Below are 12210 nucleotides of genomic sequence, written 5' to 3' on the forward strand. Positions count from 1 at the left end.
ACAACCCGTACGAACCCGTTGTCATGCTCGTAGGACGTCGGCGTATCGTCCCCGGGAAACAGCGCAATCAACCGACCGGCTTCGTCGTACTGATAGGCCGTCACCGCTCCCAGCGGATTCTGCTCGACCGTCAGCCGGCCTTTTTCGTCGTAGGATTTGAAGTGCTGCGCGCCGTCCGGATCGATCCGCTGCACCAGCCGTGCGCGCTGGTCGTGTACGTAGACTTCCTGGCTGCCATCGGCGTTGTGCACGGTGACCGTGCCGTTGTCATCCCACACATACCGCGTGTCCATCTGCGAAAAGCTGGCCCAGTGCCGGACGCACCTTGCCGCCTTGCCGGACCGTTCCCACTCCCAGAAGAAACTCGCCCCACCGGCCAGTTCCCGCTCCAGGATCACCTGCTGATCGTCGTACCGATAACGCTCGCTTTCGCCGACAGCGTTGGTCGCCTCAACCAACCGCCAGGCATCGTCGTACGTGTAGGAAACAACGTTCTGTTCGGTGACCCAGCCCGGCTCCCGCTGCACCTGATAGTCGACGGCAACGATATGGCCGTGCTCATACCGCAGCAGCAATCCCTGGCCAACATGGTTATCGATCCGCTGAATCCGCCCTGAATAATCGCGGGAAATGCGCAGCCGGTTGTCGTAAGCGTCACTGATCGCCGTCAGCACACCGTCACGGAAGTGGTAGAAAAGCGACGCCTGAGCCAGCACCCATTCATCCGGCAAAGCACCCAGATAAATCGCCGCTTCCGCCAGGCTATTGGTGATCGCCGGCCGTGCAGCAGAGGGCAGGGGAAAGGTGGTGCTGCGGTTTTCGTGATCGGTCCACACCACCGATTCGCCGCTCACCACCAAGCGCTGCGCCAGCGCATGACTCCAGCCAAACCCCAACCCGCAATCCACTTCCACGGCACTGCTGCGATACAACCGCGTCCAGGCAAATGGCAGGACACCCTCCAACGAGCCGTCTGTGAGGGTCAGCAGTTCCTCACCAGTAACCATCGAAACCGGGCAGCCATTGGTACAGGTATTCGCCGAACAGACCGAAGCATCCCCATTGGGGTTTTTCGCCGAAGCCGGGGCATCATCCACATGTTCTTGCTTCACCAGCGCCGTGCGCGCTGCTTTAGGCTTTCGGACCAGCGCTGCCGGATTCGAAACCTCGTTTACACCGGCCTTCAACGGCACGGCCGCTGCCTTGATCGACACTGGATCATTTTTAAGCGACACCGGCTTAAGCACACTGGGGTGCCAGTCCAGCCGTGGTGCCTCGCCCAACTTGGCCATCTGCTCGAGTAACACCCGTGCCCGGCCGGACCTGACCTTGCCCAGCACCTGCGGGCCCAAACGCACCGCCACACCCATGCCGCCGGTGGCCAACAGCAACAGCAGGTTGAGCAGTACCTCGGAAGTCATTTCCCCCAGCAGCTCGTTCATGTCCGGCGGCGGAAGCAATTGCGCCCAACTGAACATCGCCGACAGATAGATGAACAGCAGCGGTTCATCGCTCAGCACCAGAAGACCGTTGGCAATGGCCTCATTGCTGAGCTTCAACAGCTCTTCAAGCTCGCCTTGGGAGAGGTACTGCAGCAACTTTTCGCTATTGGGTTTGATGTCCGCCAGCCAGTCGTACAGGTTTGGAATACCGTCCCAAAGGCTGTACAGCGTGTTCGTAATCCCTCGCACAAACGCGGCGTCCATCAACTTGCGACGGTCGAGGGCGCTGGCGTTTGAGTACTGTTTCCACTGCTCTTCGAAGGTGCTCGTCCATTCACTGCGCAAGCTGCTTTCCAGCGAGCTGATCACCGACTGATAGGAGGCGTAGAGCGCCTTGACGTGATCCTTGGAAACATCGGGGTAGAAGCTGACCTGATACTGCTGGTCGCGCGTGCAGTCGGTGATTTCGAGGATGCCGCTGGGGCCGATGGTTTTATGAATGGGGGGACCGATCAGGCTGCCGTCCTCGGCGATGGCCTGGAGGATGACCGGCGTGTTGCCGATCGGCACAAACCGCTTGCTCTCAAACATATGCACCAGGGTCAGCGCACCATTGGGTTTGCACATTGCAACGGTGGTACTGGGGGCTTTAGAGGAAACAGGCGCGACCAGCGCGACCTCATCCCCAACCTTGAACACCTGCTCGACTTCCAGCGACGAAAAGCTCCAGAAGCTCTCAGCCCAATCGTCAAACGTGTTAAGGCACTCCCTGAAGTTACGAAAGACCGCTTCAACGTCCTTCGTCTCCACATCCATGGGAGCCAGGGCCAACCTGCCTAGGGCGGGATTCAAGAGGCAGCCCCATCGGGCAGGGCATTAATCGAAAAAAACATCGGCGTTCCCTCGCGCTGTGTGATCAGGCGAGGGACTTTGCAGAGGTTTGTAAGAGAAAGAAGTCAGAGCTATCCACTGCTACTGATAGGACGTTTCGCCAAATCCCCGGCTAAACCGACCCGTTTTCGTAAGCCAAATCTCCGACAAAAATAAATCCCACAAAACCCACATACGCAACAAATCCAACTTGACAGCTTCCATTCCCTTGGCGTCTATTGACGTACCCGCTGGATCATTTCGCAGATGTCCCAGGATGCTCAATGAAGACTGATACCTCACTGACCCACATGCCCAGCGTCCTGCACGCAGCCGAAAGCATCCGCCAAGGCACACTGACCCCTGTGCAACTGGTCGAGCGAAGCCTCGAAGCCATCAAAACCCACAATCCCACACTGAATGCCTTCGGCGACGTCTACACCGAATTCGCGCGGGAGCAGGCTGAAATCCTGACCGCAGAAGCGCAGGCCAACCAATTTCGTGGCCCGCTCCACGGCATCCCCTTCGGCATCAAAGACCTGTTCTCCACCGCCAATCTGCGCACCACCCGCGGTTCGCTGACCGGCCTGGACAACGTCCCCACCCAGGACGCCCCGATCATCCGCCGCCTCAAGGAGGCCGGCGCGATCATCCTCGGCAAGACCGCCACCACCGAATTCGGCTGGACCGGCGCCAGCACCTCCCGGGTTTTCGGCAATGGCCGCAACCCCTGGAACCCCCAGCTCACCAGCGGAGGATCCAGTTCCGGCTCGGCCATTGCGGTGGCAGCACGCATGGTCCCGGCCACGCTGGGTTCCGACGGCGGCGGTTCGGTGCGCATTCCCGGCGCCTTTTGCGGTGCATTCGCTCTTAAAGGCTCTCTGGGGCGCATCCCCACCTGGCCCTGGTCCGCCACTGAAATGCTCAGCCACGCCGGCCCGATCACCCGTACCGTGCGCGACAGCGCGTTGCTCTTCGATATCCTCTCCGGGCCCGATCCGCTGGATCACCAGGCCTTGCCCGCGCCCACCGAGTCCTACCTGGCGCGCTGCGACCAACCGCTGGGCCCCGTGCGTGTGGCGTATTGCCCGACCTTGTTCGATACGCCGGTGGACCCGGTCATCGCCGCCACCGTCGAAGCGGCGGTGCATTACCTTGCGGATGAGCTGCCGGTCACCGTCACCACCCTGAACCTGGACTGGCAAGATCCGCTGGCCACCTTCGAAACCCTGTGGGTCGGCGGGCGCGGGATCGCCTATGGCAAATCCCTGGCCGATCGCCTCGACCAACTGGACCCGGGTTTCGCTGCGCTGATCAAGCGCTCCGCCGATTACGATCTGGCGGCCTACCTCAAGGCTGTGCAGCAACGTGCACTGTTCGCCAATCAGGTACACGCGCTGTTTAATGACTACGACGTACTGCTGATGCCGACGATGCCGATCCTGCCGTTCGCCGCCGACCGGGTTGCCCCCGAGGGCTGGCCGGGCGAGGAGGGCGCGGTGCCCTGGGCCCGCTGGACGCCGTTTACCTATCCGTTCAATATCACCGGCAACCCCGCTGCCAGCCTGCCCTGCGGCTTCAGCCCGAGCGGTTTGCCGATTGGCCTGCAGGTGATCGGCCCACGTTTTGCCGACGCCCAGGTGCTGCAATTCTGCGCGGCCGTCGAAGCCATCGCCCCCTGGGATCAGCACCTCCCCCCGATGCTGATGCCTTGATTGATTGCACCCGGAGTGGGCTCAAAAGAAGCCCGCCCGTGATAAACGCTTTGTGTTGTCCTGCCCTTTCACACCCTGATGAGTGAGAGGTACCCGTGACCCTGTCCATGGCTGTATTACGTTCTATGCTCCCCGCTGGACCGGCTCGCGCCGCGTTTCGCCGTGGGGCGCGCAATACCGGCCGCCTGAACCTGCCCTGGAATACCTCTTTTATGCTCAACCAGCCACGTCTCGACGAAATCATGCTCCTGCTCACCCAACACCAGCGCGTCAAGGCGTCGGACCTGGCGCAGGCGCTGTTCGTCTCCGAAGAAACCATCCGCCGCGACTTCAAGTACCTGGAAGAAGCCGGCAAGCTGCGGCGCATCCACGGCGGCGCGATCCTGCCGCGGCTCAACGAAGAACAGCCGCTGCAAGTGCGCAGCCGCATCAAGCCCCAGGCCAAGACGCGTATCGCGGTGTGTGCAGCGAAGCTGGTGAGCGAAGGCATGGTGCTGTTCCTCGACACCGGCACCTCGACCCTGGCCCTGGCCCAGCAACTGACCGCGTTCAGCCAGTTGCGCATCATCACCAACTCCCTGGACATCGCCCGCCTGATCACCGAGCAAAGCGCCAACCAGGTGCTGGTGGTGCCCGGCGATGTGCGCCGCAACGACAACGCGCTGATTGGCGCCCACACCCTGGAATTCGTCCGACAGTTCCACTACGACATTGCCTTCATGGGCATCGGCGCTGTCGACCTTGAGCTGGGGTTCATGGACTACCAGGAGCCCGAGGCGCTGCTGCGCCGGGAACTGACCAAACACAGCCTGCGCAGCGTGATCCTGGCCGATGACGCCAAGTTCGGCCACCGCACCTTTATCAATACGCTGCCGTTCAGCGCCATCACGACCCTGGTCACCAATCGTGCGCCGTCCAACGACTTTGCGACCCGCCTGGAGCAAGCCCATGTCGATATCCTTTACCCCTGAGTTGCTGGTGCCCAGTGAACAGGACCTTGAAACCTTCGAGGCGCTGTTCCGCGACACCTCGGCCATCGGCGCGACCAAGGCCGGTGGGCTGCATCGCCTCGCCGCCTCGGCCGAAGACGGCGCCGTGCGCGACCTGTTCGCGGCCTGGCTGACTGAACGCGGTTTTGACGTGCGTGTGGATGCAGTGGGTAACATGTTCGGTTTGATCACCTTTAATCCAGAAGCGCCCTACGTGCTGTGTGGTTCGCATCTGGACAGCCAGCCGAGTGCCGGGCGTTTCGATGGGGTCTATGGCGTACTGGCCGGCGCAGTCGCGGTGGCCAGCCTGGCTCGCCAACTGCGCGAGCGCGGCGAAACGCCGGCGTGCAACCTGGCGGTGGTGAACTGGACCAACGAGGAGGGCGCGCGTTTCCAGCCCAGCCTGATCGGCAGCAGCGTGTTCACCGGTGACCTGGCCCTGCAGGACGCCTGGGCCTGCCGCGATGGCGATGGCATCAGCCTCAAGCATGCGCTGCAGCAGATTGGTTATCTGGGGGAGGGCCGCGTCGAGCTGGACGTCGCCGGTTATGTGGAAATCCACGTCGAACAAGGTGATGGCCTTGAGCGCGACGGGCTGGCCATCGGTGTGGTGCGCGACACCTGGGCCGCCCTCAAGCAACGGATTCGGTTCATCGGTGAACAGAACCACACCGGCCCTACGCCCATGGCCGCGCGCAAGGACGCCTTGCTGGCCGCCGCCCACGCGATCACTGCGGTGCGGGCGGAGGCCGACCTGCACGGCGTGCTGCTGCACAGCTCGGTGGGGCGCCTGGAGATCTATCCCAATTCCCCCAACGTGGTGCCTTCCAGCGTGACGTTGCATGTCGAGTACCGCTCGCCCGACACCGAATTGCTGGCCGCAGCCGGTGCGCGCCTGGACGCCAGCCTCAAGGCCACCGCCAGCGCCACGTCGACTGACTACAGCATCGAAAGCCGCGCCCTGCGTGAGCCGAGCCACCTGCATCACGGTTTTGCCGAGCTGGCCTACGGGGTCGGCCAGCAACTGCGCTTGCCCATCGGCAACAGCGTCACCGTGTCAGGCCACGACGCCATCAGCCTGAGCCGGCATTACCCGGTGTGCCTGCTGTTTATCCCGAGCAGCAATGGCGTGTCCCACAACGAAGCGGAATTCACCAGCGAACAGGACATGCGCAACGGCCTGCACATGCTGACCGCGTTGCTGCACCGCGCCTGTTCCACCCCCAACGCCTACCGCTGAGGTCTGCCATGTCGAGTCGTTTGCAAGCAAAGTCACGGCTGCTGGGCGCCCTGGAGGCCGCCGGCTTGTCCGCCCATGTGGTGGTCGAAGAGGGCACCGCCGGGATTGCCTCGCCGGTACGCCTGGCCACCGAGTGGGCCGGTTTTACCGTCAGCGCACCGTGGGGCCAGTGTTACGCCAAAGTCTTGCATGACGACATGCGCGCGCTGATCGACATTGAACGCACTGCCCGCGCCACCCAACTGGCAGCTGATTGCGACGTGACGCCGGGTGTGCGCCTGGTGGATGCCACGGCCGGCGTGTTGCTGCTGGATGCGTTGCCCACCAGCGAGTGGCGTTGGGCCCGCCTCGACGAATTGATGCAGCCCCAGCGCCTGCAAGCGCTCTGGGCCCTGAAGAAACAACTGCACCAAGGCACCTCGCCGGGCTTCGCCCGCTCGCCGCTGCAAGACATCCAGCACCTGCGCGAATTATGCGTGCGCTACAGCGTGGCCTTGCCCATCGACCACGCCTGGATCAGCACCTGCATTGACCTGGCCTGGACCTCGCTGCAACTGAACGCCAGCGACTCGGTGCCGCTGCACGGCGACGGCGTGGCGAGCAACGTGATGATCGGCCCGGACGGCGCCTTGCAACTGATCGACTTCGATTACGCCGGCAGTGGTGATCCCTGGTACGACGTGGCCATCAGCCTTAACGAGTTGTACGTCTTCGAAAACGACTGGCGCGAAGGCATCCATGCCTGGGCCGGCGAGTGCCGTGAAAGCGACTATGCGCGCTGCCGCTTGTACGCCTTGATCAACGATTGGTACTGGACGCTCTGGGGCCTGTGGGTCGGCGCTACCTCGGCGCGGCCGCTGGAGTTTTCCAAGGTCGGGCAGTGGACGCTGTTGCGCTGCCGCCAAAGTCTGCAAGACCCGCGGTTTGAAGGTTGGCTACGTCAGGTACAGGAGGGGCAGGCATGAAAGCGTTAGGTGAGGCGTGTACGCCACAAGAGTGTCAGCTGGAAGCGGCGGTGCGCGGGGTTGCCAGTTGGGGCGGCACCGGCATTCGTTATGAACCGGTCAGCGGCGGGATTTCCAACACCAACTGGCGGGTGGAAGTGGCCGGGATCGACACTGCGTATTTCTTCAAGGTACCGGGCGTGGGCACCGAGATGTTCATCGACCGCCGCACGGCCCACGACGCCAGCCTCAAGGCGGCGCAAACCGGCTATGGCGCGCCGGTGTTCGCATTCCTTGAAGAGTTCGGCGTGGAAGTCTTCGAGTTCATGGAGGGCTGGCGCGCCTCCTCCAACCACGACTTCCTCGACCGCGACGTGCGCCACAACGCGCTGCACGCCCTCAAGGCGTTCAACGACCAGCCGCCACTGGTGCAGACCAAGACCGTGTTCGACATGATTGCCGAGCACCAGCGGCAGGTGGAGCAACTCAACGGCTGCAAGCCCGCCGACGACGCCTGGCTGCGCCGCCAATGCGACCGCGCCCGGGGCGTGCTGCAAGCTTCCGGCATCGACCTGGCTCCCTGCATGAATGACACCCTGGCGGGTAATTTCATGCTCAACGACCGTCGGCAAATTCGTCTGGTGGACTTCGAATACGCCTCCAACAACGACCGGCATTACGAACTGGCGCTGTGGTTCGGCGAGATGTTTTTCACTGATGAAATGGAACTGGCCCTGATCGAGGATTACTTCGGCCAGGTCACCCCGCAGAACCTCGCGCGCATCAAGTTGCACAAGGCCCTGGCGGACATCAAATGGTCGACCTGGGCGATGGTGCAGCACGCGGTGTCGCAGCTGGATTTCGACTTCTATAAATACGGCACCTGGAAGCACATGCGTGCCCGCAGCATCATCAACGATTCGCAATGGGAAACCTGGCTAAGACAGGCTTGAGCCTGCGCCAGACAACAATAATGCATTGAATGAAGTCACTTGGGCGCTGATTGGTGCCTGCGTTTTCACTGCTTGATTTTTGTTTGATCACACAAAAAAACGATCCACAAATTCAAGGAGCACCCGACTCATGAAATCTGATAGCGCACCACCCGGACGCCTGAAAAGCCAACTCTTTGGCGTGTACTTTTTCCTGTTGCTGATGCTCGCCTTATTCCCGCCGTTCTATTTGAGCGTGAGCGGCAGTACCGCGTTGGTACTGGGCATACCGTTGCCGATCTTCTACTGGATCGCCATTGCAGTCCTCGCAGGCCTGGGCCTGTGGGCGTTGTACGTCGCCGAATTGAAGGCCGGCGAAATACCCGAAGAGGGGGATGCGCAATGATCAGCACCGCCAGCGATGCCAACCTCTTTATCACCTTCGGCGTCATCGGCCTGTTCCTGGCCGGGATGATCGCCGTGCTGTACGCCACCAACCGCGAGAGCACGAGTTTTTCCGACTACGCCGTAGGCGGGCGCTCCTATGGGCCGTGGTACATCGCCATGTGTTACACCAACTCGTGGTGGCCGGGCTCGACCTTTACCGCGTTTTTCGCCCTGACCATCGGCGGCGCCCTGGGCTTCTACGGCATGGTCTACGCCACCCTTGGCGTGACGGCAATGTACCTGATGGCCCGCCGCGCGTGGACCTGGGGCCAGCGTTTCAACCTGCGCACCCAGCCGGACTTGCTCGGCATGCGCTTCAACAGCCCGGTGGTCAAGCGCGTGGCCTCGATCATCGGCATCATCTCGGTATTCCCGTGGGTGGTGATGGGCATCCAGGCGTTGGCGATGTTGTTCCAGTTCGCCAGCTTCGGCCGCTGGGGCGTCACCACCTGCCTGGTCGCCGGCGTGGTGGTGGTGCTGGTGCGCCAGTACTGGACCGTGAGCATGGGCATGCGCGGGCTGATCATGACCGACATGTTCCAGGGCCTGATCGCCTATGTCGTGTGTGCGGCGCTGTGTGTGTTCCTGCTGTTCGGCGACCAGGCGTCGTTCTCCAACCTGTCGCACCTGCCGGCGAAAATGTTGCTGATTCCCGGCGCCAGCGGCACCGGTTACGGCCCGCTGTACATGTTCAGCCTGATCTTCACCGGCGTGATCGGCTCGATGTGCTGGCCCATGAGCTTCCAGCGCATCTACACCGCCAGCGGCGTCAAGGCGGTGAAGAAAGGCACGCTGTACACGATCCTGTTGGTGGGTGGTTTCTACGGGATTCTGATGCTGTTTGCCGCGGCCATCAGCCAGGACCCGAACGTCATCGCGCACCCGCAACAAGGTTGGTTCCTCTCGCTGTTCGACATCGGCGGGCCGTGGATGCTGGCGCTGGCGATCGTCATCGTACTGGCGGCGAGCATCGGCCACGTCGACGGCTGCGTGCAGGTCTGCGGCACCCAGTTCGCCAACGACCTTGCCACCTGGAACACCCCGCGTACCGACCGGCAACTGACGCTGCTGGCCAAGTCCGGGATGGTGGTGTTTATCGTTGCCGCCTCGGTGCTGGCATACCTGACCTTTGATTACGCGCGACTGCAATTGCTGGCGCAGATTTCCTACCAGGGGATTATCCAGTTGGCGGTGCCGCTGTTCTTCGGGATCTTCAGCCGCCGCGGCAACAAGGAAGGCGCGATTGCCGGGATGCTGGCGGGGATTGTGGTGGCGATTGTGCTGACGACGATGTATCCGGACGACATTCCCGGGCTGGGGTCGTTGACCAGCGGGATTGTGGGGCTGGTGGTCAATGCGGGGATTTTTGTGGCGTGTGCATGGGCGATCAAGCCGAGTGAGGAGGAGAGTGCGCGGGTGGAGCAGTTGTTTGAGATGGCGGCGCCAGGGCGCAAAGTGCCAATGGGGGCAAGGCCGGTCCTGAACTGAACCCACTTCTCAAACCCAATGTAGTTCCAATGTGGGAGCGGGCTTGCTCGCGAATGCAGACTGTCAGTTAAAGCATCAGCGACTGATATACCGCATTCGCGAGCAAGCCCGCTCCCACATTTTTGATTGTGTTTCTACACAGCATTCCCGTTTTGTCGCAGGCGTTTGTAGAGGGTATTGCGGCTGACGCCAAGCTCTCTGGCCAGGTGAGAGATATTCCCGCCCACCGCCTTCAGTCGCTCATTCAGGTCCAGACTGTCATCCACTGCATCACACACCGGCACCACCCCATTCAAATCCACAAAAAAATCATCCGGCAAATGTTCCACCCGAATCGGCTGCTCTTCCGCCATGGCCAGCGCCACCTGCAACACGCTGCTCACCTGGCGTAGATTCCCCGGCCACGGATGCTGTTCAAACAAGGCCAGCACCTCGTTACTCAACCCGGCCCACTGCGTCGGCTCGCGATGCTGTTGCCACAGCTGCTTGAACAACGCCTGTTTATCCGTGCGCTCCCGTAGCGGCGGCAGCTCCAGGGTCAGGCCACCGATGCGGTAATACAGGTCTTCGCGAAAACGCCCGAGCTGTACCTGTTCGCGCAGCGAGCGGTTGGTGGCGGAGATGATCCGCAAATCCACCGGGTACAACTCGCTGCTGCCTACAGGCTGCACACAGCGTTCCTGCAATACCCGCAACAGCCGGGCCTGGGTCGGCAGGGGCATGTCGCCGATCTCGTCGAGGAACAGCGTGCCTTTGTCTGCCTTGCGGATCAGCCCGATGCTGCCTTTCTGGTTGGCGCCGGTGAATGCGCCTTTTTCATAGCCGAACAGTTCCGACTCCACCAGTTCGGCGGGGATCGCTGCGCAGTTGACCGCGATAAACGCTTGTTGGCTGCGAGAGCTGGCCTGGTGCAGGGCTTTGACGAACACTTCCTTGCCGACACCTGTTTCACCGTGGATCAGCAACGGAATATCCTTTTCCAGCAGGCGCTCGGCCTGACGCACGGCCTTTTCCACGCGGGCATCGCCGAAGTGCAGGGTCTTGAGACTGATGGCCGTGGGGCCGGGTTCGCGGGGCTTTTTCGTTTCCACGAACACGCGAGCCTGCACTGGCGCCTGTTTCGGCCGTTTCAGCAGGCACTGGAAACGGTTGCGCCCGGCGGCTTGCAGCGAGAAGGGCAGGCCTTCGGGCTGGTTGAGCAGTTCCAGCAGCGAGACCTTGAACAGGCTGTCGATCAATACCCGCGACAGGCTGATGCCCAGCAGGTTGTCGGCCCGGCGATTGGCCGACAGTACCTGGCCGCTTTCATCAAAAATCAGCAGCCCGGCCCACTGGCTGTCGAGATTGTTCAGCCCGGTGTTGAACGTCAGCTGGAAATGCTCACCGCGAAACAGGTTGAGGATCAGCCGGTTCTCGACGGTCTGGCTCATCATCTTGACCATGCCGAGGGTGTGGGAAGGCGGCAGGTAGCTGTCGCTGGACACATCCAGCACCGCGATGATTTCCCGCTGCGCATCGAAGATCGGCGCTGCCGAGCCGGTCATGAAACGGTTGGCCTTGAGGAAGTGTTCGTCATGTTCGATATGCACTGCCTGGGCACAGGCCAGGGCGGTGCCGATGGCGTTGGTGCCGCTGGAGCGCTCCATCCAGCTGGCGCCGGCGCTGAAACCACGGGCCAGCTTGGGGTCGATAAAGCGTTGGGTGCCCCACGAAGTCAGCACCTGGCCCTGGTTGTCGGCAAGCATGATCAGGCAGTTGGAATTGCTGAGGATGTTTTCGTAGTAGGGCAGCACTTCCTGGTGGGTGGTCTGCACAAGGGAATGCTGGCTTTCCAGCAACTGGCTGACGCCGTCTGCGGGCAGTTGGTCGAAGCTCGGTGTGCTCTGGTGATCCAGGCCATAGGCCCGGCAGCGGCGCCAGGAGTCCTGGATGATGGCATCGTGCGCCAGCGGTGTGCTCATGGCGGTGACCCTTGCTTTATTGTTGTTCTGGGGTGCGGAAGGCCCGTTCAGTGTTGTTCAGAACTGTTCATTGTCAACCCGCCGATTGTTCAGTTGTTCAGCCTGACCTGTTCATTTCTGTTCAGAGGCGAATCGCTGTTTTGCCTAACTCGTTGACCGGCCTGAGGTTTGGGTTGTTGGCA

The 12210-nt window shown here is 61.8% G+C and carries 9 protein-coding genes; 7 read left to right on the plus strand and 2 right to left on the minus strand.

What is annotated here, in order from left to right; genetic code table 11:
- On the minus strand, positions 1-2258 hold a 2258-nt coding region (locus tag ACIOMR_RS19995), incomplete at its 3' end, for a DUF6531 domain-containing protein (protein WP_401195971.1).
- A gap of 365 nt (positions 2259-2623) precedes the next feature.
- Between ACIOMR_RS19995 and ACIOMR_RS20000 the strand changes: the two genes are divergently transcribed.
- The 7 genes from ACIOMR_RS20000 to ACIOMR_RS20030 all read left to right on the plus strand — a co-directional run bounded on the left by ACIOMR_RS20000 (position 2624) and on the right by ACIOMR_RS20030 (position 10067).
- A complete protein-coding gene (locus tag ACIOMR_RS20000; protein ID WP_102604679.1) occupies positions 2624-4027 on the plus strand; it encodes an amidase in 1404 nt (467 codons plus the stop codon).
- Between the two features lie 212 nt (positions 4028-4239).
- Entirely contained in the window at positions 4240-4998 is a 759-nt protein-coding gene (locus ACIOMR_RS20005) for a DeoR/GlpR family DNA-binding transcription regulator (RefSeq protein WP_008433061.1), read from the plus strand.
- Complete coding sequence (locus tag ACIOMR_RS20010; protein WP_401195974.1) at positions 4976-6256, plus strand: M20 family metallo-hydrolase; 1281 nt, start codon at positions 4976-4978, stop codon at positions 6254-6256. Before ACIOMR_RS20005 ends, ACIOMR_RS20010 begins: the two co-directional genes overlap by 23 nt.
- Before the next feature lie 8 nt (positions 6257-6264).
- Positions 6265-7221 (plus strand): aminoglycoside phosphotransferase family protein, encoded by a 957-nt coding sequence (locus ACIOMR_RS20015; RefSeq protein WP_177021418.1) that lies wholly within the window; start codon positions 6265-6267, stop codon positions 7219-7221.
- Entirely contained in the window at positions 7218-8153 is a 936-nt protein-coding gene (locus tag ACIOMR_RS20020; RefSeq protein WP_003218516.1) for a choline kinase family protein, read from the plus strand. Before ACIOMR_RS20015 ends, ACIOMR_RS20020 begins: the two co-directional genes overlap by 4 nt.
- A 130-nt stretch (positions 8154-8283) precedes the next feature.
- Positions 8284-8538 (plus strand): hypothetical protein, encoded by a 255-nt coding sequence (locus ACIOMR_RS20025; RefSeq protein WP_003218518.1) that lies wholly within the window; start codon positions 8284-8286, stop codon positions 8536-8538.
- On the plus strand, positions 8535-10067 hold the full coding sequence (locus tag ACIOMR_RS20030) for a sodium:solute symporter (protein ID WP_401195978.1): 1533 nt from the start codon (positions 8535-8537) through the stop codon (positions 10065-10067). Before ACIOMR_RS20025 ends, ACIOMR_RS20030 begins: the two co-directional genes overlap by 4 nt.
- Positions 10068-10201: 134 nt before the next feature.
- On the opposite strand, the gene ACIOMR_RS20035 is transcribed toward ACIOMR_RS20030, so the two are convergent.
- Positions 10202-12028 carry a sigma-54-dependent Fis family transcriptional regulator gene (locus tag ACIOMR_RS20035; RefSeq protein ID WP_177029348.1) on the minus strand — a complete coding sequence of 609 codons (1827 nt, stop codon included), beginning with the start codon at positions 12026-12028 and terminating at the stop codon, positions 10202-10204.
- Positions 12029-12210: the final 182 nt, after the last annotated feature.

The sequence above is a fragment of the Pseudomonas sp. NPDC087814 genome (assembly GCF_044742865.1).
GTDB lineage: Bacteria > Pseudomonadota > Gammaproteobacteria > Pseudomonadales > Pseudomonadaceae > Aquipseudomonas.